This window comes from Mycobacterium sp. E2462 (assembly GCF_001672685.1).
Lineage (GTDB): Bacteria > Actinomycetota > Actinomycetes > Mycobacteriales > Mycobacteriaceae > Mycobacterium.
The window spans coordinates 1-22,376 of the sequence record NZ_LZKC01000026.1 but is presented as its reverse complement, the minus strand read 5'-3'; the positions used below and the strand labels follow the sequence as shown (position 1 = coordinate 22,376).

The window sequence follows — 22,376 nt, the reverse complement described above, 5'->3', positions numbered from 1 at the left end:
ACGGCCGGACGGTGCTGCGGGTGTGCCGCGCCGTCCTGGGACCCGTGGACGCCGATGATGCGTGGTCGGAGACGATGGTCTCGAAGGGCTGTTTGACTGTCACGGGGTGTAGACGTGTAGTGAGCGATTTTCGTGAGGTCGTTCTCGCGTCGAGCAGCATAAGTGCCGCCGCCCGTCGGAATCGAGGACATCGCGATGCACTCTACGGGGCGGCACGGCGCACCAACCAGGGGATCAGCGTCGCCCTTGATCTGCTGCCGCTCGAAGTGTTGGAGGATTTCTCCGGCTCGGGTCCTCTCGCGGTGGGCTTCCCTGCGCCTTAAGCTTTTTCGCCGGCCACCGGGTCTCCATCGTGACAAAGGGCCAACCCAACACGGGTTGGCCCTTGATCTGGCTCAGCGTGTCAAGGCCCGTGGATCCCAGGGGGCGTTGGTGCCCCAGAGCACCGATTTCACAAGGGCTGCGCTGACCGTGTCGGTATCCACGGTTAGCGTGCGTTGCGCTGAGCGACGGCCCCAGATGGTGAGCAGACGGTTTGCCGTGGCGGTGATGACGACGGCGTCGCCCGTCGCGGGTTGCTCGACGAATTCGAAGCGTGCGCCGCCGCCGCTGCGTTCGTAGACGAGGTCAGCACATCCGGGACTGCGCAGCACAATCCGCAGTTCGCCCTCGACCCCGGCGTGCTCCGCTCGCCAGTCGGGAGCTTCGTAGAGCGTCGGCATTGTGTTAAGCAGATCCACCGCGTGTCGAGTCAGCTCTGGTTGAGTGAGAAGCTGATCGGACAGGTCGTCGTCGCCGACGATGTCCCACCGGTGAATAGCGGACTCGCTGCGCATGTGGACGGCCAGTTGCGCGACAGTGAAGGTCCGGCCAGTGAACAAAAAGATGGGGTCGCCGGAGTCGGCAAGTGCGGACGCGGCTGTCAGCAGCCGCTCACCCTGCGTGAGGAATTCGTCTGCGAGGTCGGCGGCACTCAAAGCGAGAAACGCTGCTTCGCGCTCGCCGAATTCTCGGGTCGGCCGCTGCTGGTCATGGTTCACTTTCAACTCGATAAGGTCAACGATCTCTTTCGTGCCGGCTGCCAGGTGGGCAGAGATGCTGTGGGCAGTCCAGCCCGCGCAAGCGGTCGGTGTATTCGGTGCCACTTCAGCAAGGATGGCTGACAGTGCTTGGCTTTCCAGCGATGGTGAGGCCTGAGATGGTGCCATCAGGATTCTCCCTAACTTGAACACGGCGCCGCCGATGCGACCCGGCGGCGGTGGCCACGACGTGGACCATCACCGCGAAGACGTTCCTCTTGATGAAAATGTGAGGTCGCCGCGGTTTCCGTGCCAACCTCGCGTGCAGCAGCACCAAACGGCTACCTAGGGCGACGGCCGAGGGAGTTGGAAGGACTGAATACTGCGAAACAGCGCACAAGCAGGTGCCGAAGTTCCGAACGCTGTGCGCGGTAACCGAAATGGCGGGGAATTTCACACCGACGATATGCGTTCGCCCGTCAGTATGCGTGCCGCCACCCACGGACCGCCGTACCAGTAGTTGACGCCGAGGCAGCGAGACTCCAGATTGGTCAGCATGTTTCGGAGCACCTTGGCATAGTCGTCGGTATGCATGATGTCGACTAACACGAGTTGACCACCGGGCTTGAGGACTCGAACCATCTCGGCTAGCGCTTCACTTCGGCGAGCAGGGTCGGGCACGTTGTGCACTGCCAGGGCAGAGGTGACGACGTCGAATGACGCGTCAGGGAAGGGCAATTCGGTCATGTCGGCGGTGTGAAGCTGTATGCGGTCGGCCACCCCGTCAGCACGAGCGTTCGCCCATGTACGCCTGGGATCGTTGCCGGATTGATCGATGCTGCGCCAGAGATCAATGCCTTCGGCTTTGCCGCGCGGGAGCCGATGGGCGGCGGCGATAAGTACGGCCCCGCTGCCGCAGCCGACGTCGAGGAGGTGCTCATCACCAGCCAATCCGAGTCGGTCCAATTCGCGCCGCCATACGATGTGTTTCCCACGCAATGTGGTGTGTAGGTACAGCCCTGCTTGACTAAGGAGCGCCGCCGCGGGAACAAGCCACCAACGATCGAACCTGCGCGCGAACATCAGCATTACCACGCTGGCCGCACCGTATCCTGCGGGATAGTGGGGCGCCTCGATCCCATACTTGCGGGTAAACGGTCCTTTCATCCTCACTCCCTTTCTCCCGCACTCGGCCGTCGATGTGCGTGGCCCCAATCCAGCTTGAGTCAAGCTCGACTTTCTTGATGCAGCCGGGCTAGTAAGGCATCGGTGAACGCGGCACCGTGGGTGGCGTAACCGACGTGACCGCCGGGCAGTTCGACCACTTCGCGCTCAAGCAGGCGGCCAAGCTGTTGACTGACCGCGTGATTCGGGTAGCCGCGGCATTCTCGGCCCGCCGCGGGAATCATCCGCTGAGCCAGTGGCCTCAGCGCAGCGACGGAAAAGTGCACCGTTGTGTACTGCCGGAGCTCGTGTTCGAGCCAGTAGATCGCATTGGCCCTGATGTGGGGGGCTCTTGAGCTCCTTGACCGTCGCATGACCGCATGATCGACTGGCGGAAAAGCGTTTTCGCGGAACTTGGTCATCGCGTAATCGATCCCACGGCGCCGATAGACATCGTAGACATCGCTGAAGAAATCAATCCACCGCTGACCGTCGGGCTGAAGACGCATGGCGCACGGCTCAAATGGCACGACGGTATCGATCACTTCGGGATGGTCCATCGCCAGGCGCAGCGCAACCACACCGCCAGAACTGGTGCCGAAGACGGTGGCCGGCTCACCTCCACCGACGTGCTCGATGAGGCATCGCGCGTCGGCGGCGTCAGTATGCAATCGCTGCGAGTAATCCTGCGGACCGTCGAGCCGGCTGCGAGTAAAGCCGCGACGGTCATAGCTCACCACCAGATAGTGCGCCGACAATCTCGTTGCAAAGGATTCGAAGACGGTGGCATCGCCATTGGCCCCCGGAATCAATATCATCACCGGACCGGCGCCGCGCGTTTCGTAATATAGCTGCGCTCCTGCGACATCCAAGATGCTCATACCGGTGCGCCCGAGCGGCCCTCGGTGACAAATGGCTGGGCACGCAGGACCGCCGTGTGCTTGAACGTAATTTGCGTTCCTTCGGTGAGGAATCGCGCGATCGCCGCGAGTTGGTGCGCATCGAACTCCGACAACAGTGCTTTGAGATCGCCACGAAGCGGCTCGAACACTTCGTGTACCTCGTCGACGCGCGCCTGAACTGGGCGCAAGATCTGTTTACGCCGATCGTGCGGATGAGGTTCCCGATGAAGGTAGCCGGCGGTCTCAAGGCGCGCGACTACGCCGGTTACCGCCCCCGTCGTCAACCCGGTCACCGCGGCGAGTTCGCTGCCGGTCATTGCGGGTCGCTCACGCAGCAGGTCAAGGCACTTCGTATCTGTTGGCCCGAGACCAAGGTGTTCAGCGATCGCGTGATGGAAAAGCACTGCCGCAGTGCTGTATCGACGCGCAAGCGACCCAACAACCGAATTAATGAGACGGACTCGACTTGTTTTGCCCGCAGACGGCACCTGCTCATCCTTCCCGATGCCACTCATCTAGTCGCTTAGATACTAAGCTATATAGGCGGCTACCGGCAAGGCGATGCAGGCGCTATGTGGTTCGGAGCGAGTCGGCGTTGTGAGGTTCACCATTGACGCAGCCACGAGCGCCGGCGAATCGCGTGCAGCGGGTCGAGTCCACTGTCGGCAGTGACACTCCGGTGCGGTCGCTACTGTGAAAGCCATGCCAATTCGACTCGACAACGTCGGGATCGTTGTCCGCGACCTCGAGGCCGCGATCGCCTTTTTTACCGACCTGGGGCTGAGCCTGCTGGGTCGCGAGCGAATTAGTGGCGGGTGGGCCGATACCGCTGTTGGTCTCGACGGCAACACAGCCGACATTGCCATGCTCCAGACCCCCGACGGCAACGGCCGCATCGAGCTCTTCCAGTACCTACACCCAGGCGCGATCAAAATTGACCCTGTCCAGCCAAATACCCTTGGCATGCACCGCGTTGCTTTCGCTGTTGACGACATCGACGCCGCCGTCGAGACCGTCCGCAAGCACGGCGGCGACGTCCTTCGCGGCGTCGCCCTGTACGAGGATGCCTACAAGCTCACGTACGTCCGCGGCCCCAGCGACATCGTCGTCATGCTCGCCGAAGAGCTCAAGAGGTCCTGAGTCGGTGGCCGGGCACGCCGTCGCTGCACACCCCAGACCCGAGGCGCCACCCCAACTACTCCTCGCACATCCCTACCGGCTGTCCCTAGCCGATGACACCGCCAAACCCTCTCGGTCATCGGCACCGGGCCTGACGCGATCTGGTAGTAGTGGGCTCGGGAGTGAATGCCGCTCGTAATCCTGAGAGCCAGCGCGGGGTGAAGCCGTCCGTTAACCGGCAAAGTGACTGTCGCGGAGGCGAAACGCGACCTCGGCTGGCTATTAGCTGACTCAGCGGTGTCCGCCTCCGCCGCCACCGCCGAAACCGCCACCGCCGGAGTGCCCGCCGCCCCCGCCGAAGCCGCCACCGCCGCCGAAGTGTCCGCCGCCACCGCCGAGGCCGCCACCGCCGGGGTGTCCGCCGCCGCCACCGTTTCTTCCGACTCCGCCGGGTGCGCCACCGTCAGGTGCACCACCCGGACTGCCCTGTGCGCCCCCCGGTGGTCCATCGGGTCCACCGGGTCCACCGGGATGGTCACCGGGCCCACCGGGTCCACCGGGGTTGCCACCGGGGCCGCCGGGATGGTCACCTGGTCCACCGGGATGATCACCGGGGCCACCGGGATGATCACCGGGGCCACCGGGGTGGTTCGGGTGGTCATGTCCAGGCGGGTGGTAAGGAATGTAGACGGGGTCATCAAACCACCAGTTCGAACCGTTCCGGCAATTAATCGGCATCGGGCCCCACCCCGGATCCCAGAAGTCTCCGGGACACCAATGTGGGGGAGGGTCCGCCTGTGCGGATCCAGCGGCGGCCAAATCAAATAGCCCAACACTTGCGACCAACGCCACGGTGGCCGCTACGAAACGCCTGTAACCCTTCATCCGCCCATTATTACTTAGGGTAACTGTGTATGGGTTAAGACATATCGCAGCATGGCGCTCGCGGATAAAGTCATCAAATCCTCTGCGTTAGAACGACATTCGAAGTGCCGGCCTTGGTCACGCTGAAAGCGTCGGCCTATTGTTAGCGGTAACAACTAAGAGGTGAAAGGTATTGATTCGCAACCTCTTGCGCTAAAGGAGACACCGCCTTATCTGCGGAGGTCCTGGCTGACGGAGCCGCTAATCCCAATAGTGGTTCATGAGTTCTTGCGCCCACTGCGGTTGGCCCACTTCGCCGCGAGGCCCGAATTCAGTCATGTACGGCTTGATGTCCAGCACTGGTGTGCCGTCGATCGCATCCAGACCCGAAACGGTGAGCACTCGCCGGGAGATACCGATCAACCGGCAGGTCGTCAGCCCGATCCGGTTGGGCCGGTCCTTGGCGCGCTGCGCGAAGATACCGACTTCGGGCCAGTCCGGATTTCCGCGGGGCCGACGAGCACCGACTTCGATCCGGTCGGAGTCCACCCGATCGAATAGATAAATTACGTCGATATGGGAAAACGCCTCCAGCCCCCGGACAGCGGCTTCGTCAAACCGTTCCGAGAGAATGATGCTGGCGACTTCGTCGTCCCATCCGTCGTCGAAAGGTTCCACGCGAGAACAGGACACCACCGCGATCGGCTGCAGCTGGAAGATTTCCACGGTCGCAATGGTCCCACGACATCGCGATGGCACACGACGACCTGTCGTCGTGGTAGGTCGGCCGGAAGCCATATCTCCAGTTCCTCGCAGGTGCAGGACTGAGCGAGGTGGGCGGCTTAGCGGTAACCGTGGCTCACCGATTGTCTTTTGTCGTGCTGCTGCCGTCGCTACTGGGAATATTGCGCAACACCGTTGCCGAAAGACCAATTCTCCTTGGCCACCTCAGTCAGCACGATGAGCACATCCTCGGACCGGACTTTCGCCCGGTCGACAAGCTGTCCAACGAGGTCGGCGTAGAACCGCTTCTTGGCTTCCACGGTGCGGCCGGCGTTGAGTGTGATGTCGATGATGAACGCCGCCGACGATCTGTTGATGCCCAGGTATGTCGGATCCATGCGCAACGAGTCGGCATCGTGGGCGATAATGACCTGAAACTTGTCGCCGTCCGGCACATTGATCACGTCTCGCATGCTCTGGTAAACGACGTCGCCAATGACGGCGCGTTGTTCTAGCGGCATCGAATTCGGAACGTGGATGCGAGTGAGCGGCACGCGGGTGTTCCTCTCGCCAAGACAAGGGTCTTCTGATCATGCTCAGCCTAGGCCGTCGCAGCGGATGTTGTGCCGCCCTGCACCCGGGGCCTAGTGGCAAGGCTTTGCTGGCGTCCCCGCGTAGTCGCTTTGGTGCTTCCTGCCGATCTACCTCGCCGTCGCACGCCCAGCGGCGGATCTGGCAGTTCGCCACCAGCAGTACCCGCAGAGCAACGATTGAGGTCCCCAACCCTCTGCGCGTTTGACCGTGCCGAGTCCCACTGTGCCACAGCATCGCTCAGAGTATGTGTGACGCACGCTCATCAAATTCATTGACGCACAAGATATTCAACAATACGGAGCGGTTCACCTGTGAACCTCCATATGCGATTCGTGCATATTCCGCGAGACGCGTCTCAGCAGGGGAGCGGCGCGGTGAAACCACGCGGATCGGCCGAGGGGCAGGACGTCCCGGTGCAAGGCGGCGACCAGCGCGGCAACTGCGGCACTTACCCGCCCGCGGTCTGACGTTAACGCCAGCGCAGCGGCAAACTCGACAGGCGGACCGCCTCCTCGAGGATAATCGGCGGCACGGACTCAGCATCTAGGACGAACGCGGGGATAGTGCGTAACCATTCGCTGACCAACACAGTCAACGCTGTTTTCGCCAGACTGACGGCCACACAGCGGTGCGGGCCCCCGCCGAATGCCCAGTAATCCGCCCGCGACCCGTGGCCGTCCGCCATGTCTTCTTGGATGGCCGCCCCTACGCACAGCACGACCCGGGCTCCTGCCGGTATCTCGACCCCCGCCACGGTGACGTTCTGAGCGGCCCTGCGGATAATCACCGGGGCCGGCGGCTCGCGGCGCAGCACGTCTTCGACGAATCGTTCAATCCCTGCGGGATTTTCGCGGAGCGAAGCGCATAGCCGCGGGTCGCGGGCAAGGTCAAGAAACACGAAACCCACCGCGCTCCTGAACGGCGTAATGCCCGCAGCGATCAGCATCTCAACTACCGCGCACGCGTCAGCTTCGTCGAACCCATCGTCACCGGCAACCAGCCCAGACATAACACCCGCAATATCAGGGCTGGCACGACGCTGCGCGAAAGCTTCCGTCAAATAGGCGAGCATCTCAACTTTTTGCACCAGGTCCTGGAAACGGACACCTGTGACCGTGGTCAGAGGCGCCCGCTGGATTGCCCAAAGCGCTTTCTCCCAGCGCAGCAACCTATCCCCGTCTTGCGGGGGCAGCCCCAACACTGTGAGAAGAACCTGAGCCGCGAATGGCTCCGCAACGTCGGTGATGACCTCACAACCACCCCGCGAGGCCACCGTTTCAACCACCGACGCGGCCTGATCTTGCAACGCCGGTTGCATCTGTTTCACCGCGCGGGAATGCAATAGGGGCTGCAAGACCGCGCGCCAACGCGCATGGTCCGGCCGATCCAAAACGGCGTTCAGGGGAAATACTTCCGGGTTGCGCAGCGCTGCGAGCACGTCATCGGCCCGTGTGAGGCAGTAGCCGTTTAGAAACACGCTGTCGTCGATAAACACGACCGGCCCGCGCTTGCGCAGCGCGTCCCACAGCTCGCTGCGATCCTCTGTGAAGAAATCAGGCAGCAACTTTCCACCGATCGGTGAGAGGTGATGTATCCCAGGCCGCACCTGCGCCGGCACACTCACACATCGCCAGAGTATTCGCGGACCTGGTCGAACTCGTCCAACAGGTGCAGCCGCTGCCGCGCACGTCCCTACCTCCCTGAAGGCAACCCGGCGCCGCAAAGACACTTCCGGACAGCACGACCGAAAAACCAGCCTTCAACGCCGCTCGAGCACATACGGCTTTGTGGTGTCGGTCAGCCGTTGGGGCACAACGCACAACGTCGACAGCCGGCACGGCATCAGGAGCGCCTCCCGGGCCAGCGGAGATTCGCCGCACAGCGCCTTGATTCACGCGCCCATGATACCGACGCCTCGGGAACGTCGGTCATGATCCTGCGCCAACGTCTGGTTGATCGCTAAGCGCCGTTGCCGACACGCCGGATGCGGCCATGCGCACCGCCGCAAACACCGGGGCGCCGGGAAAACAGATTCGGGACAAATCACCGCCCCGCCTGGACTCGTTAGTCATTGAGTCGATCACTGTGGTTGCGATCGCGTTGCGGCTGGCTCGATAGAACGTCGGTGAAGGTGTCCCGCCCGGGTTAGCAATGCACCCCCAAAGGCCTCCCACAGCCTGCAACGCCGCAGCGTCGTGTTTGGGGTCGTGGGTGGCGCTGGGCGTGCTCGCTAGCGTGGTCTCCGCCGCTACTGGGCCCATCGTTACCTTGACGTAGCGAAGAACCGACAACAGCGGTCCGTCGCGACGGCATCGTCGTCCGCACCAAGAGCGTCGACGGTTGCGCCTGCGCCGTCGAATTGACCGCGGCAGCCGTTGCGGCGGCAAGCACAATCTATGTCATGGAAAACCCGGACGAGTGGGTGGAGCCGAGGCGACCACGTTCACGTCTCGACAATTTCGCGCCTCGTCGCTTCCTCGCGTACAGCACGACGACCGCCTGCGATAACACCGCCGCTCGACCGTCCGTCCAGTTAAGTCTGGAAGAACCGATTCGACGCCGTTTCTGGTATCCGTGATGTCCCTGAACGCCAGCTTCTAGCTGACGGTTCGTACGATCAACCGAGTGGGAGACCGGCCAAGGACTCGCCGCCATGGGATGTCCGCAGTCTCCTCGGCGAGGCGCTGTTCGGGTTTCCGGGCCAAAACGGCGCGCAAGGACTCCTCCACGGCGAGTTTCGCCAGGGCGGTGCCGACGCAATAGTGGGTTCCGGCACCGAAGTTGAGCAATCTCGGCGTGCCCTGCGCGGCGAAGCGGCCTGGGTCAAAGCGGTCCGGGTTGTGCCACGCCGACTCGTCCCGGCAGGCAGCCGCGATGCACAGCAACACCATCGTACCCGCGGGAATCGTACTGTGGCGCAGCTCGATCGGTGCTATTGCCGTGCGCGGGATGACCGGGACGCTTGGCTCCAGTCGCATTGTCTCCGCCGCCACCCGCACCAACTCTGCTCGATCGTGGCTGACTCCCTGCAACACGTCGCGATGTTGCAGCGCCACCATGATGCTGCACGGGATCTGGCTGCCGGTTGTATCGTGGCCGGCCACCAAAAGATTGGCGATCATGACCACCGTCTCGTCGTGGGTCAGGCGAGTCCCCTCGGCCTCGGCCGTCAGGAGATCGGTGATGAGGTCGCGTCCCGGACTGCGGCTTCGTCGCCAAGTCAACTCGTCGACATATTCACGAAGTTCCCCGATCGCGGTTGTGGCATCGGCAATTTGGTCCTGAGTCATCACAAAGAAGACCGGGCTTAGCGCGTCGGCCCATCGCGCGAACCGAGCGACGTCACCGTCTGGCACCCCGAGCAAACGACAGGTCAACCTCGCGGCCAGCATCGAGCAAGCCGCCACGAGATCGCCGCGCTCGCCGACCGACGCGATCGCCGCCGTGGCCATCTCGGAGGCGGCGCTTTGCAGGGCGGCCACCGACCGCGGCGTGAAAGCGCGGGATACCAGCGACCGCATCCGGTGGTGATAGTCACCCTCCGTGGTGAACATCAGTTTGCTGTACCAATCCCGAAGCGGCCCCTCGGTGATGCCCATGATGTCAAATAGGGTCAGGCCGATGCCGTGCAGCCGCTGGTCGTGCGCCAAAGCTTCGACATCGCGCTGGCGAAGCACGACTACCGCCCCGGTCATCTCGTCTCGCGCCAACGGACCCCTTCTTGCGGCGTCGCGCAGCACGCCATGCATGTCAGCCGTCATGCTTCCGGTCAGATCGACGGTAGGCAGCGCATCGCCCATCTAGACGTCCTCAGAGATTCGCCGGTGCCGCGCCGCCTCTTGCGGGACACAAACTCGTCGGAAACCGTCGATCCGAATCGCTGGGAACCATCTACCGCCCGCACCTCGTTCGCTGTGCACAGTTACACAACGCACCCTGACGCCAACGAGTTCAACGGTGTGTGGAACCTGCTGTCGCCATGAGCCCGTACACATGGGCCAACGGAGCGACCGAATTACAGGATGGAATAAGCGGTCTCCATCATTTCCAACGCTACCCGCCTGTGGCCCTCACTTCTCGGCAGGCGTAATGGCGATATCACCGACGAACGCATCGGCATCGATGTCGTACACGTAGCCGATCACTTCTACGGAGGCTGGTACAGCCGGTGAGTCCCTTACTATCTGGACGTCATGGCGAAGCGTGGACGTCAAGTGATCGATAGCGATGCTCTCTTTGTCGTAGACGTCACCAATGTCGATCCCTTGCTCCAACTGGTAGGCCTCGAGGAGACCCTGACTGGTAAAACTGCTTGTGCCGCAGTTTGTGTGGTGTACGACGACGACTTTTTCGAGGCCGAACAGGTGGTGGGCAATCGTGATAGACCGCAAGGCGTCGATTGCACGGCCTCCCGCTACGACTACGGGGAAGATTGTGGACGTCGAACCGACTTTGTTGCCCTGTCCGTCGTGCACCACTTCACCCGGATAGACCTCGTCGGCAAGCAGTTTCGCGAGTTGGACCGGAATGTCAGCAGCGCGCGGATCGTAACAGTAGGTGACCACGGTTTTCAGGGGCACGGCGTTGTGGAAGGCTTTCCGCACGTCACGCTCGACGTAACCGGGGGTTTGCGAGTAGACAAAGCGATCCAGGTCTTCAATGGCGGGCTGGTGTGTCATGTCTTGCTCGTTTCGTCGGTCGGCGGCACCCTGGCCGGTGTTGCGAAAGAAGGGCAGTCTGGTGCTGGCTGTTCACTTAAGGGTTGCCTAGGTGCGCGCCTGCGACAAGCGGCAATACCAGATCGCTGTGATCAATCTCGGCAACAAATGTCCATTGGGGAGCGATTTGCCGGACGTCGGTACCGACCAGGCACCGGCGGCCGGGGGCCTAGGTCGACCGTCTTCCCGGAGCGCCCGGCTTAGTGATCCAAACGGCTTTTGTTGTGGGGTTAAGCCGCGCCCAATGATTGCCGGCGCGTGAGGAATTGGATGAGCGTGGGTGCTGGTCACGCACAGTGGCCGAAACCCCGGCCAGGCCGGCGGGGTCGCGGTGGTGCCGGTTAAGCCGCTGTCGCCGCCGCATTGTCAGCGCCGTGTTCGAGTAGCTGTTGCAGCGAGCGCTTCCAACCTGGGCTCAGCGCCGGGATGCGCAGTGCCCGGGTGAGTGTGTCGCGGGGACGGCCCGGCAGGTAGAGCAGCGCGTCGATCTCAGCGACGGTGACCCCTTCTGGTCCGGCGGTGATCTTGTCGATGGCCTGTCCGGCCTCGACTTCGCCTTCGGTGACCACGCGGCAATAGAAGCCCGGCCGCCGATGCGAGACCAGCAGCGCGGCCATGCGTGGCTCACCGAGGCGCATGCCCACCCGATAGCAGGTGACCCGGGGTTGGGTGACGGCGAGTTGGTAGACCAGCACGGCCCGGTTTTCCCCGCCGTGGCCGTTTAAGTCGCCCTGACCGTCACCGTCGAGGTTGAGCCGGCGAACCATACGCGGACCCGCAATCGGCGCGCCTTCCATATTCCGATGTAGACCGGACGCCTTTGCCAGCGAACGTCTTTCGGCGTACCGACGTTCACTGATACCAGCTTGGCCATGAGATCCTCTCTGATGAATTACGAGCTCGCAGCCGTGGGACAGAATCCGGGCACTATCGACAGAGCGGCGACGATGATGGCGGTCAGCACGGACATGGACACGACGTTGCCGATGAAGGGGTGCAAGTGCGTTGGCAGGCGGCGGGCTATGGCCGCGGCCAGCGGCGGCGCGGCCAGTGCGCCCAACGCAGCCCCGGTGACGACTGCCTGGACACTGCCGCCAAAGGCGAGCACGGTGGCCGGTGCCACGGAGACCACCGGGACGAAGGTGGGATACCAGCCGTACTTGGACCACTGGCGATGCCACATCACAATTGCCATCCCCGCGGTGAGCACTTGCGCAATCAGGATGCGCGGCAGCATGTTTCCGGCCCCGCTCGCGCTGGCCGGATCAACTAGATAATTTATGAGAGTGCCCGCGAGCAATGCGGCGCCGGCCCATTCGTTGCCGATAAATTGCGCCTCGGTGAAGTCGGCGAGCATGCGGCGCGCCACCCAGCAGGGCCCCGGGCGTGCCGTCCCCGCCAGGTAGTGCCGGGATTCGTTGTGGCACCGCGGCACCGGAACCCTAGGCGGGGGCATCCACGGCAAGTGCCGGCACAATGTGAAACCGATCAGCGCGCTGACCCACATGCCGGTGGTAGCACCGACGACGGTGGGCAACCCGAGTGGACGGCAGCCGAAATTCACCGCGGCCAGCGCCGCCGGTGTGGTGAGCCCGGCCCCGAGCACCGCACCGGTGAGGGCCACCGACGCCCGCCCACCATAGAGCAAAACCACGGCGGGTGGCAGCGACGCGAACGGCACGAAGGTGGGCTGCCAGGCCCCCGTGGTGGGGATGGTCCAGTCCCACGCGAGGTTGCTGAGGGCCAGACCTAGACCGGCACTGCCGACCGCCCATACATACAACCCGGTTCCCGAACTGACCGGAAAGCCCGTCCAGCGTTTGTCGGCACGGAAGCTCATATGTGCCAACAGCCCCGCCCACACCATGAGCAATCCCGCGATTGCGGAATGGGCGAAACCGGGCTCGGTGGTGTCACCTATCGTCCAGGCGAGACGGCTTAGGGATTGCCCATGCCACGTGCGGGCATGAGTCGGGGCAGCCGGTAGGCCCGGACTGAGTCGCTGGAGGACGAGAAGAGCTAGGGTCGTGACGCCTACGAGCGCCGCGGCGGTCAAACCGACGCGCACGGCTTGAAATCGGGGGAGCCGCGACGGCCGGGGTGAAGTGACGCGGGCGTTGAGCGGGGCCATGGGTGCCATCTCCGACAAGCCGTGCCGGTCACTGTGAGATTCCAGTTGTGCTGCGAAGACTGGCGTTTTCTGCCTGCAGTGCTGCTAGCTGATCCCGGAGCGCCGCCAGGGCCGGTTCGAGGTCGGCGGCGCTGTAACGGGGCGTGATACGTTGCGGGCAGTTCCAGTCGAACGCCTCGACGTCGATGACCACGGCGCGCTCCACGGCGGCCTCATAGTCGGGAGCCATTAAGGACGAGGCGAGCTGAGGATCGTCCTGGGCGGTGACGACGCGAGCGTGGCCGAAGATCTTGAGGCGCCGTCGGTGCACGTAGTCCACGGCGATGATCGCGACGCGATCCTGGGCGGCCAGGTTGCCGGTGCTGATGTATTGCAGGTTGCCGCGAAAGTCGGCCCACGCGAGGGTGTGTTCGTCCAGAACACGCAGAAAACCCATTGGGCCGCCGCGGAATTGAACATAGGGCCAGCCCGTGGAGCTGATGGTGGCCAGGTAGAAGCTGTCGCGTTGGGCGAGGTAGTCCTGCTCGGTCGCGGTCAGCGGGTCGCGGCCGGGCGATGCCTTTCCGGCGATGCGTTTGCGGTCATAGAACGCTTGACTGCCATGATCGCGTTGGATGGCGCGAACGTCCTCGGTGAACGCGATGGTCGCGTAGTGCTTGCTCATGAAGTCCCTTTCGCCATCGGGCGCATTGCCATCTGGGCATCCGCCCGCTCCAAGCCGTTTTACGGCCGTTACTCGGCGAGTAGCCGGCGCTTTTGCCCGGTGAATTCATCGTCGGTCAGGATGCCGAGCTCTCGAAGCCGGGCCAGCTCATAAAGATTGGCGGCCAAGGTCGCGAAAGAGCCGGGAGCTGGCCCATGTGGCGGCTTCACACTGCGGGGCGGTGTCGTCGACGCTGCGCTGCATCTGGTGCCGGCGACTCTGTAGCCAACCATGGCAGGAGCCCTGACGGCCACTCGCTCGAGGAGGCTTTCCCTTCCGGCCGCGAAGGTATCACCGGCCGCGCCTCGCACCGTGGTCGCCAGCGGCGCAACGCTCGAGCGCAACACCGGTGCAGGCGCCCACGCCGGGGGCACCGACAAGCCGCCGACCGCAGCTGCCGCGGCCGTCCGCGCGGACACCGTGATCGGCTGCTGAGAGGTCGAGGCGCCCGTCAGGCGTGGCGCTCCCAGTCGGTCCAGGCGGCCGAGGATCTGGTCCTCGGTGCCCGAAATCTCGTACCCGACGCCCATTATCGCGGTTCTGGCCTGCGATGCGGACTCCGAGGCGGCATACGCGTTCGCCAGGCTGACCGTCCCCTCGGCGGTGTTAGCGGGCGACAACAGACTCAGGGGCGATGTCAGGGGGCCGAGTTGTTGCAGAAACGCCGAGATCCCCGTAGCGGGGGCCGTCGCGGCTGCGGCAACAGCTGCCCCCGTCGGCGCCGGTTGATCCAGCAGCGCGCCGCCCGCCGGCGCCGCGAACGGTGTCAAACTCGCCGCCCGGGCCGAGGCCGCGGCATATTCGCACATCGCGGCGGCGTCTTGGGCCCACATTTCGGCGTACTGCGCGTCGGTGGTCATGATTGCCGGCGTGTTCTGACCGAACACGTTGGTGGCAGCCAGCGACGCGCGCAGGCTGCGGTTGGTCGCAATGATCGGTGGGGGCACCGTCAGCGCAAAGGCCGCCTCGAAGGCGGTCGCGGCTGCCGTGGCCTGGTCCGCGGTCTGCTCGGCCAGCTCGCCAGTGTCGGTCAGCCATGCGATATGGGCCCCAATGGCGGTGGCCATCGACTCTGCGGCCGGGCCCCGCCACGGGCCGGTGGTAAGGCAGGTGACTACGGACGAGTATTCGTTGGCCGTGCAGGACAGCTCCACGGCTAACGCCTCCCAGGCTGCCGCGGCGGCCAACATCGGTGCCGCGCCGGGACCGGCATAGATGCGGGCGGAGTTGACTTCCGGCGGCAGCGCCGCGAAATCCATTACGGGCGTTCCTCTCTCGCCTGGGGACCCGAGTCGCCCTTGGGCGGTCGGGGAGGAGCGCTATCCTGCGCTCGCCGGAGCCGCGGAAAGCGTTGACCTCAGCATTGTTGAGCGTGGCGACGCCATGCTGGTGGCCGCTACAGTCGACCCAGGAAGTCGCGGATGTAGCCGCTGATTTCTTCTCCGTGTGTCTCGAGAGCGAAATGTCCCGCGTCGAGCAAATGGAATTCGCCGTGGGGGAGGTCGCGGCGGAAGGCTTCTGCGCCGGGGGCGCCGAAGATTTCGTCATTCTTGCCCCACGTGACCAGCAGCGGCGGTTGGTGGGTGCGGAAGTATTCCTGGAACTTGGGGTAGCCGTCGAGATTGAGTTGATAGTCCCAGAACAGTTGCAGTTGAATGGCGTCGTTGCCTCTGCGGTCGAGGCCTGCCTGGTCCAGTAGCCAGGTCTCCGGGGCGATGCGGTCGAGTCGATCGGCCGGCACGCCGTGGGTGTACTGCCAGTGCGTCGTCTGCAAGGTGAAGTATTCCCGGACCGAGTCTTCGTTGGGGCCGCGGTCTTTCGCGTGCGCGAACAGTCTGTCCCAAAAGGGCGTGAAACCCTCCATGTAGGCGTTTCCGCTCTGCGTGATGATCGCGGTGATGCGCTCCGGTCGTACGCTGGCGATGCGCAACCCGATCGGTGCGCCGTAGTCGTGAATGTAGATGGCGAAGCGTTCCAGCCCCAACGTGGTGATGAGCTTCTCCGTGATCTCGGTAAGCCGGTCGAAGCTGTAAGTGAACTGGTTGACCGAGGGCATCGAGGAGCGCCCGAAGCCGATGTGGTCGGGCGCCACCAGGTGGTAGGAGTCGGCCAGCGAGTTAATCAGATTACGGAACATATGAGAGCTGGACGGAAAACCGTGCAGCAGATACACTGTGGGGTTCGAGCGATCACCGGCCTCGCGGTAGAAGACGTCGAGGCCGTCGATCGACACAGTGTGATAGCGCGTGCTGAACTCGGTCATGCTTCCCTCGCAGTAGGCGTAATGTGCTTGCCTCCAGACTGCGTCGCAGCGCCTGCGCGAAAAAGGGCAAATGCCACATCACTGTGATCGCAAGCGGGGATCAATGCCACCAAAGTCGTCGTCGGACAGCACTACCGTTTACGGGCATCACGGGAAGACTGACGACCGAGACACCGCGGGAAGCGCAGGCGCCGCGCATGACCTCACTGTCCAAGCTGTGGGTCTCCCGATGGCGCGCCGACCCGAGTTCGGGTGCGCGACAGGGGTGACCGGCGAGACGTCAGGCGGTTCTAAGTTGACATAATGTCGCTTATCGGCACAAGCCGAATGCCGAGTTACCGGCGGAATGCCTTGCGCCCTGGTTGCGACTCTTACGTCTGCGCAGCACACGGGCGTTATCGCCGCCCTGGCATCGACCAGCCACGCGCCTTGAGAAGCTATTGTCGGCGCTCGAGTGAACATCGAATCATCCGACCGTCTGGATGGCGCTTGTGCCGGCGCCCGATCCATCGGTGCTTGAACTCACGGCGGATTAACTTCCTGTCGGCCACCCCCGTTACGACCGGGCCGGACGTTATAACGTCACAGTGACGAATTACTGTGTGTCCGTTGGGAGTTAATTCGCTCAGCCGTGAGCGAATACTTAGCTTGCCACTGAGATCGCGACCGTAAGGCCACTGCGGAATTTTGGGCAAAGAATCGCAGCGGGCTTACGCTCGTGGGCCGGGCTCGCGGAGCCTGACTCGTAATGACAAGAAGCATGAGACCAGGGAGCCTCGCATTTAGCGACGCAACGCCTCCGCGCCCGCCAGGATCAAATTGATGCCGGCGAGGAATTGTTCGCGGTCGTCATGGTCCCGCAACTGTCCGGCGACCTGGTGCACGAAGGGATACTCCTCGGGCGGATGCTGCAGCCATTTGTCGGTGGCGGCCTCTAGGAAGACCGACCGTTCCGTTCCGGGTGGAACCAGTCGGGCGTTCGCGGCATTTTGCCCCGCAGCCCCGAGCATGTAATTCAGCACCGCCGACGCCGAGTTGAACTGCGCGGCTTCGGGAATGCCGAGCGCCTGAATCTGGCCACCGATGGCCTCGAAGACCCGAACCACCGGAATCCACGGCTCACGGGCGAGCTGAGCACCCACCCAGGGATGAGCAGTGAACGCGTCGAAGACCCCGAGCGCGAGAGCGCGAATCGCCTCGCGCGGCTCCGTGTCTATGGCGACGATCAGCAGCCTGCCGATGACCTCTTCGGCGGCGGCGGCCATCAAGTCACTCTTGCTGGAAACATAGTGATAGATGGCGCCGGGTCCGGTCGCCAGTCGCGTCGCGAGGACACGAAACGTCAGCGCGCCTTCGCCATCGGCATCCAGGATGTCGATTGCGGTCCGGACGATGTGCTCTTTGGACAGTCCATCGGCGCGCCGCTCAACGGGCTGCTTGGTCGTGGCCATGGCTTACATCTTGACATGTTTGGAACGCTGTTCCAATATGTGGAACGTCGTTCCAACCGGGAGGTGCCGATAGTGCGGAGGCCAGTCATTATCGTCGGCGCGGGAATCGCGGGGCTCACGCTAGCGCGGGTTCTGCACGTGCACGGTATCGCCGCAACGGTCTACGAGGCTGAGCCGTCGGCGGGAAGCCGAAACCAGGGCGGACTGCTGGATATTCACGAGGAGGACGGGCAGGCCGCGATCGCAGCGGCGAAATTGACCCCGCAATTCCGCGCCATCATCCACCACGGCGCCCAGGCCTACCGGTTGGCCGACCCACACGGCGCGGTACTGCTCGACAAGCCCGACGACGGCACGGGCACACGTCCTGAGGTACTGCGCGGCGACCTGCGGCAGATCATGCTCGACTCGCTCCCCGCAGGAACAGTCCACTGGGGGCGCAAGGTCACCACGGTGCGACGGCTAGATCACGGTCGGCATGAAGTTGCATTCGTTGACGGGTCGGCGATAACTGCCGACGTGCTCGTCGGCGCCGACGGCGCCTGGTCGAAAATCCGGCCGCTGGTGTCCGACGCGACACCCGAGTACGTCGGCACAACGTTTGTAGAAACATACCTGCATGACGCCGAGCGGCGGCATCCGGCGACGGCCGCCGCTGTCGGCGCGGGTTCCTTCTTCGCGCTCGCACCCGGCAAGGGAATCTTCGCCCACCGCGAGCCTGACGACGTACTGCACGCATACATCGCGATCAACCGGCCGGCCGAGTGGATCGCCGGCATCGACTTCACGGACGTAGCCACCGCGACGGCACGTATAGCCGCTGAATTCGCCGGCTGGGCAGAACACCTCGGCGCGATGATCACCGACGGTGACGCGATGCCGGTCCCCCGACCGTTGTATGCACTTCCGGACGGCCATCGGTGGGAACGCGTTCCAGGGGTCACCCTCATCGGTGACGCCGCGCACCTGACCGCGCCCAACGGCGAAGGAGCGAATCTGGCCATGCTCGATGCCGCGCAACTCGCGCAGGCGATCGCGAAGCATCCCGACGATACGGAAAGCGCGCTCGCCGAATACGAAAGTGCGATGTTCCCGCGCGGCGCCGCATCGGCGAGCGAAGCGCGACAAGGTCTAGAGCTCTTCCTTGGTGATCGAGCACCATATGGGCTTCTCGACTTCTTCTCGGACGAACTCGGCACCACGCGCACCGAATCCACCGGATAGGTATGGGCAACCCGCAACCCACGGCGACACACGACGCGGCGGACTGAACGGCCACCTAACGCTTGATAGGCGACAAGTACTGGCCCACAACGGTTCCGCAGCTGCATCATGGGTGGCATGGGATGCCGGCCATGAGCGATCGCGCGTCTGGAATACCGTGTCGAAACGGTGCGGGTAGCGGATCGCCAACGGCCACAACCCCGTCGAGTCTGCGCCCAAGACGTGCGACAGACGGCACACGCACAACGGTGAACGACCACTACGACTACATCGTCGTGGGAGGCGGCACCGCCGGCAGCGTGCTGGCGTCGCGGCTGTCCGAAGACCCGCGACGACGAGTCCTGCTGCTCGAGGCGGGCCCAGGGCAACAGCTACCGGCGATGGCCGAGCCCCGGCAGTGGCCGAGCCTCGTCGGAAGCATCGCCGACTGGTGCGATCCGCCTGTGCCGAACGGCTTCTCGGGCAACGCCCTGGCGGTCTCGCGCGGGCGCGGACTCGGCGGTTCATCAAGCATCAACGCCATGAGTTTCGTGCGTGGCCACCACATGCGCTACGACGACTGGGCGGAGAACGGCGCCAAAGGGTGGAGCTACCTGGACCTCCTTCCCTATTTTCGCCGCTCGGAGATGGCCCGCGACGGAGTCCGCCACATCCGGGGACACGAGGGGCCGCTGATCGTGGGTCAACCGCCGATGCGCAACCCGATGATCGTCGGCGCTGTCACCGCCGCACTGCAATCGGGCTACGCCTACGCGGCAGATCCCAGCAGCGGCTTAGAGGCGGGATTCGGGTGGCCAGACGCCAACATCGTCGGTGGCCGCAGGCAAAGCGCCGCCGACGCCTATCTGAGGCCTGCCCGCGGGCGCGCGAATCTCGAGGTGCGCACCGACACCGAGGCCGGCCGTCTACTGTTCACGCGAACTCGTTGCGAGGGCGTCGAATTCGTCGGCGCTGCCGGCGTGGGCACCGCCTACTGTACTCGCGAAGTCGTGCTCGCTGCGGGCGCCATCGGGTCTGCGCGCTTGCTCATGCTGTCCGGTATCGGCGCGAGCGCGCACCTCCGAAGCGCGGGAATCCGGCCGCGGCTGGATCTCCCGGGAGTCGGGCGGAACCTGCAAGACCACCCCGTCGGCGTCTTGACGTACCACTCCAAAATCCCCATTCCCGTCGACCCCCGCAGCCCCATCGGTGAGGCCATGGGCTTCGTGTACCTGCTCAGTTCGCCTGACCCATGGCCGGACCTGCAGTTCACCCTGACTACTGCGTGCTACCCGAATCACGACGCAGCGGTGACTGACGGGTTCAGCATTCATTTCTCGGTGACGGCGCCCCGAAGCCGTGGCACGGTCACCCTCACCGGCGCCGATCGTGGGCCGGGCGTCATCGTCGACCCGAGGTATCTCGACGAGCGGGCCGACGTCGCCCTCATGCGCCATGGGCTCCGCCTGGCACGGCGCATCGCCACCCAGACCGCCTTGGACACGTGGCGCGGCAGCGAAGCCGATATCGATGATGAAGTCGCGCCGAATGATTCGTCTGAGGTCGACGCATTCCTGCGCCGAAACCTTCGTCCGGCATTCGATTATGTCGGCACCTGCAAGGTGGGGACCGACGAGATGGCGGTCGTCGACGCCGAACTGCGCGTGCACCACACGAGCGGTCTGCGCGTGGCCGACGCTTCGGTGATGCCGTCGCTGCCCACGGCGGGCACCGCGGCGACGGTGTACGCCATTGCCGAAAAGGCTGCCGACTTGATCGCCTCCGCCCCGGTGACCGCCTCCGACCAGGCACACCAACGTCGACAGCGCCGCTCCGCAGCGGCCGCCACACCGGCCACCGAGCGTGAGCCGGTCTCGCACCGTCTCGGCTGAAACAAGGCGTCGGAGAAAGCTTCTGGGGTGTCACACCGCTCCCGATTGCTCGGGAGCGGTGTGACACGTCGGCACTATCCGGCGAAGGGCGGGCGGGCCATCACGGTTGGGCGGAAACCGTATTTGGGTCCGGCGCCGCCCTGGGCACCGGTGCCCACGCCGGCCAACGGCATGCCGCCGAGCAGATTCCCCGCTCCCCCAGCCGCTTCCGGGGCCGCACTGATGCTGCTCACCGGGACGGCGTGCGCCAGCGTGGCGGCGGCGCTCGGACCGCCAGTCCAGGCGATGGGCACTGACAGCCTGCCTCCCAGGGAGGCCGCGCTTCCGATCGCCGCGACCGGGTGCGCGCCACCCCCGAGCATGCCGCCCAGCCCACCCAACCCCGGCAGCGCCTTGGCGACCGCGGGCGCCGCACCGCCGAGCGCACCCAGCGACTTGGCCATCTGCACACCGAAGTTGCCCATACCGACGCTGAAGTACGGCAGACCCTCGGAGTTATAGAAGAGGCTGGCGAATGGGCTGTAACCGTTGACCAGAGCACCGAGGTTGGTCGGGAAGGTGGTTTGTCCCGTGAGCAGGAACCAGATTTCGGTCAAGGGGTCCGTCTGCGCAGCCGCCTGGGCTGCCTGCGTCGTGCTGGTCGTGCTGGTCGATGCCGGCTGCGCCAACGCCTGCAGGGCGTTCGTGGTCTTGGTGGCGGTGGAGTTGGCCGTCGCGTTGCTGGTCGCGGCCGCCTGGTTGGCCTGACCCGACGGATTGACCACCTGCGGCGCGTGTTTGAACGTCGTCAACTTGGAGGCGCTCGCCGACTGACCGGCGTAGGAATACATCACCGCGGCGTCCTGGGCCCAGAATTCACCGTACTGCGTCTCCAGTTGCGCGATCATCGGCGTGTTCTGGCCCAACACGTTGGTGGCGTTCAACTGGGTCACGGAAGCGCGGTTGGCCGCGATCTGTGGCGGCGGCACGGACCCGGCCAACGCCGTTTCGTAGGCTGCAGCGGCGGCTTGAGCCTGCGTGGCAGCCTCTTCCGCGTGCGCCGCGGTCGTGGTCAACCATGTAACGTAGGGCTGGGCGGCCTGCGCCATGGTTTGTGACGCGGTGCCCAGCCATTCTTCGCCGCTAAGCGCAGTAATGACGTTGTCGTAACCGGTTGCCGCGCTGGTCAACTCCGCGGAGAGCGCCCTCCAGGCCGATGCGGCCGTCATCAACGTGGTCGGGCCTGGGCCCGCGTAGATCCGTGCCGAATTGATCTCCGGCGGAATTGCCCCGTAGTCCAACATCTTTGGCTCCTTAGTTCCACGCGGCCACGACGGCCGCTTCGATCAGCACAGACATCTCGGGGCTGCTGCCCCGAAAGTTGATGAACACTGGTGCGGCGTCGCGGTCGCAGTGACGCGCGGACGGAAGAGCCCGAGATCGTGGGCGTCGAGTCGCGTCGCCTAGAGATCGGGCGGTGTGTTCGAACGTGGATTCCATTGCCGCCGTCATCCGGCCGAGGGTGGGCGGGTCAGGACGCTGTAGCGGAAGCCGTACTTGTTGACATACCCGGGGGTCGCGCCGCGGCGGCCCATGCCCCCCATCGGCATGCCCCGCAGCAAGGCGTTGGCCGGGTTCGCCGCCGCCACAC

General features: G+C 64.3%; 18 protein-coding genes and 3 pseudogenes. 4 read left to right on the top strand and 17 right to left on the bottom strand.

The window, feature by feature from the left end; genetic code table 11:
- Positions 1 to 83, top strand: a pseudogene (locus A5714_RS26860) (RNA polymerase subunit sigma); the annotation flags it as partial.
- Between the two features lie 312 nt (positions 84 to 395).
- On the opposite strand, the gene A5714_RS01580 reads toward A5714_RS26860, so the two are convergent.
- From A5714_RS01580 to A5714_RS27405, 4 genes are all read right to left on the bottom strand, one after another.
- Positions 396 to 1,208: a maleylpyruvate isomerase family mycothiol-dependent enzyme gene (locus tag A5714_RS01580; protein ID WP_156747125.1), complete on the bottom strand. Its 813-nt coding sequence runs from the start codon at positions 1,206 to 1,208 to the stop codon at positions 396 to 398.
- A 264-nt stretch (positions 1,209 to 1,472) separates the two neighbouring features.
- On the bottom strand, positions 1,473 to 2,186 hold the full coding sequence (locus tag A5714_RS01575) for a class I SAM-dependent methyltransferase (RefSeq protein WP_068282031.1): 714 nt from the start codon (positions 2,184 to 2,186) through the stop codon (positions 1,473 to 1,475).
- A 59-nt stretch (positions 2,187 to 2,245) separates the two neighbouring features.
- Complete coding sequence (locus tag A5714_RS01570) at positions 2,246 to 3,064, bottom strand: alpha/beta hydrolase (RefSeq protein WP_068282022.1); 819 nt, start codon at positions 3,062 to 3,064, stop codon at positions 2,246 to 2,248.
- Positions 3,061 to 3,600 (bottom strand): MarR family winged helix-turn-helix transcriptional regulator, encoded by a 540-nt coding sequence (locus A5714_RS27405; RefSeq protein ID WP_082959515.1) that lies wholly within the window; start codon positions 3,598 to 3,600, stop codon positions 3,061 to 3,063. The genes A5714_RS01570 and A5714_RS27405 overlap by 4 nt, the downstream gene beginning before the upstream one ends.
- 187 nt (positions 3,601 to 3,787) lie before the next feature.
- On the opposite strand from A5714_RS27405, the gene A5714_RS01560 reads away from it, so the two are divergent.
- Entirely contained in the window at positions 3,788 to 4,225 is a 438-nt protein-coding gene (locus tag A5714_RS01560) for a VOC family protein (protein WP_068282021.1), read from the top strand.
- 1,104 nt (positions 4,226 to 5,329) lie between these two features.
- Here the strand turns inward: A5714_RS01560 and tsaA are convergent.
- The 11 genes and pseudogenes from tsaA to A5714_RS01500 all read right to left on the bottom strand — a co-directional run bounded on the left by tsaA (position 5,330) and on the right by A5714_RS01500 (position 17,651).
- Complete coding sequence (gene tsaA, locus A5714_RS01550; RefSeq protein ID WP_197513498.1) at positions 5,330 to 5,794, bottom strand: tRNA (N6-threonylcarbamoyladenosine(37)-N6)-methyltransferase TrmO; 465 nt, start codon at positions 5,792 to 5,794, stop codon at positions 5,330 to 5,332.
- A gap of 167 nt (positions 5,795 to 5,961) precedes the next feature.
- Positions 5,962 to 6,345, bottom strand: coding sequence for a tautomerase family protein (locus A5714_RS01545; RefSeq protein ID WP_197513496.1), 384 nt, complete (start codon positions 6,343 to 6,345; stop codon positions 5,962 to 5,964).
- Between the two features lie 509 nt (positions 6,346 to 6,854).
- Entirely contained in the window at positions 6,855 to 8,009 is a 1,155-nt protein-coding gene (locus A5714_RS01540; protein ID WP_156747124.1) for a cytochrome P450, read from the bottom strand.
- A gap of 973 nt (positions 8,010 to 8,982) precedes the next feature.
- The gene (locus A5714_RS01535) at positions 8,983 to 10,185 is read right to left on the bottom strand and encodes a cytochrome P450 (RefSeq protein WP_082959511.1); all 1,203 of its coding nucleotides are present in this window, start codon (positions 10,183 to 10,185) and stop codon (positions 8,983 to 8,985) included.
- Between the two features lie 270 nt (positions 10,186 to 10,455).
- Complete coding sequence (locus A5714_RS01530) at positions 10,456 to 11,064, bottom strand: carbonic anhydrase (RefSeq protein WP_068282015.1); 609 nt, start codon at positions 11,062 to 11,064, stop codon at positions 10,456 to 10,458.
- A 321-nt stretch (positions 11,065 to 11,385) separates the two neighbouring features.
- Positions 11,386 to 11,977: pseudogene (locus A5714_RS26445) on the bottom strand (3-alpha domain-containing protein); the annotation flags it as partial.
- A gap of 18 nt (positions 11,978 to 11,995) precedes the next feature.
- On the bottom strand, positions 11,996 to 12,943 hold the full coding sequence (locus A5714_RS01520) for a hypothetical protein (RefSeq protein WP_156747123.1): 948 nt from the start codon (positions 12,941 to 12,943) through the stop codon (positions 11,996 to 11,998).
- Between the two features lie 319 nt (positions 12,944 to 13,262).
- On the bottom strand, positions 13,263 to 13,898 hold the full coding sequence (locus A5714_RS01515; RefSeq protein WP_068282010.1) for a pyridoxamine 5'-phosphate oxidase family protein: 636 nt from the start codon (positions 13,896 to 13,898) through the stop codon (positions 13,263 to 13,265).
- A 68-nt stretch (positions 13,899 to 13,966) separates the two neighbouring features.
- Entirely contained in the window at positions 13,967 to 15,196 is a 1,230-nt protein-coding gene (locus A5714_RS01510) for a PPE domain-containing protein (protein ID WP_068282008.1), read from the bottom strand.
- Positions 15,197 to 15,333: 137 nt separating this feature from the next.
- Positions 15,334 to 16,200, bottom strand: a complete 867-nt coding sequence (locus A5714_RS01505) for an alpha/beta fold hydrolase (protein ID WP_068282005.1) — start codon at positions 16,198 to 16,200, stop codon at positions 15,334 to 15,336.
- A gap of 782 nt (positions 16,201 to 16,982) precedes the next feature.
- Positions 16,983 to 17,651, bottom strand: coding sequence for a TetR/AcrR family transcriptional regulator (locus A5714_RS01500; RefSeq protein ID WP_068282002.1), 669 nt, complete (start codon positions 17,649 to 17,651; stop codon positions 16,983 to 16,985).
- A 15-nt stretch (positions 17,652 to 17,666) separates the two neighbouring features.
- On the opposite strand from A5714_RS01500, the gene A5714_RS01495 reads away from it, so the two are divergent.
- Positions 17,667 to 18,875 carry an FAD-dependent oxidoreductase gene (locus tag A5714_RS01495; protein WP_369829411.1) on the top strand — a complete coding sequence of 403 codons (1,209 nt, stop codon included), beginning with the start codon at positions 17,667 to 17,669 and terminating at the stop codon, positions 18,873 to 18,875.
- A gap of 248 nt (positions 18,876 to 19,123) precedes the next feature.
- Positions 19,124 to 20,746: a GMC family oxidoreductase gene (locus A5714_RS01490; RefSeq protein WP_068281998.1), complete on the top strand. Its 1,623-nt coding sequence runs from the start codon at positions 19,124 to 19,126 to the stop codon at positions 20,744 to 20,746.
- Positions 20,747 to 20,820: 74 nt separating this feature from the next.
- Here the strand turns inward: A5714_RS01490 and A5714_RS01485 are convergent, their stop codons facing one another.
- Positions 20,821 to 22,029: a PPE family protein gene (locus tag A5714_RS01485; protein WP_068281995.1), complete on the bottom strand. Its 1,209-nt coding sequence runs from the start codon at positions 22,027 to 22,029 to the stop codon at positions 20,821 to 20,823.
- Positions 22,030 to 22,233: 204 nt separating this feature from the next.
- Positions 22,234 to 22,376 (bottom strand): annotated as a pseudogene (locus tag A5714_RS24950) (hypothetical protein); the annotation flags it as partial.

Coding starts and splice junctions, on each gene's coding strand:
- A5714_RS01580 (WP_156747125.1), bottom strand. CDS start 1,208: ATGGCACCATCTCAGGCCTCACCATCGCTGGAAAGCCAAGCACTGTCA.
- A5714_RS01575 (WP_068282031.1), bottom strand. CDS start 2,186: ATGAAAGGACCGTTTACCCGCAAGTATGGGATCGAGGCGCCCCACTAT.
- A5714_RS01570 (WP_068282022.1), bottom strand. CDS start 3,064: ATGAGCATCTTGGATGTCGCAGGAGCGCAGCTATATTACGAAACGCGC.
- A5714_RS27405 (WP_082959515.1), bottom strand. CDS start 3,600: ATGAGTGGCATCGGGAAGGATGAGCAGGTGCCGTCTGCGGGCAAAACA.
- A5714_RS01560 (WP_068282021.1), top strand. CDS start 3,788: ATGCCAATTCGACTCGACAACGTCGGGATCGTTGTCCGCGACCTCGAG.
- A5714_RS01535 (WP_082959511.1), bottom strand. CDS start 10,185: ATGGGCGATGCGCTGCCTACCGTCGATCTGACCGGAAGCATGACGGCT.
- A5714_RS01530 (WP_068282015.1), bottom strand. CDS start 11,064: ATGACACACCAGCCCGCCATTGAAGACCTGGATCGCTTTGTCTACTCG.
- A5714_RS01520 (WP_156747123.1), bottom strand. CDS start 12,943: ATGAGCTTCCGTGCCGACAAACGCTGGACGGGCTTTCCGGTCAGTTCG.
- A5714_RS01515 (WP_068282010.1), bottom strand. CDS start 13,898: ATGAGCAAGCACTACGCGACCATCGCGTTCACCGAGGACGTTCGCGCC.
- A5714_RS01510 (WP_068282008.1), bottom strand. CDS start 15,196: ATGGATTTCGCGGCGCTGCCGCCGGAAGTCAACTCCGCCCGCATCTAT.
- A5714_RS01505 (WP_068282005.1), bottom strand. CDS start 16,200: ATGACCGAGTTCAGCACGCGCTATCACACTGTGTCGATCGACGGCCTC.
- A5714_RS01500 (WP_068282002.1), bottom strand. CDS start 17,651: ATGGCCACGACCAAGCAGCCCGTTGAGCGGCGCGCCGATGGACTGTCC.
- A5714_RS01495 (WP_369829411.1), top strand. CDS start 17,667: ATGTTTGGAACGCTGTTCCAATATGTGGAACGTCGTTCCAACCGGGAG.
- A5714_RS01485 (WP_068281995.1), bottom strand. CDS start 22,029: ATGTTGGACTACGGGGCAATTCCGCCGGAGATCAATTCGGCACGGATC.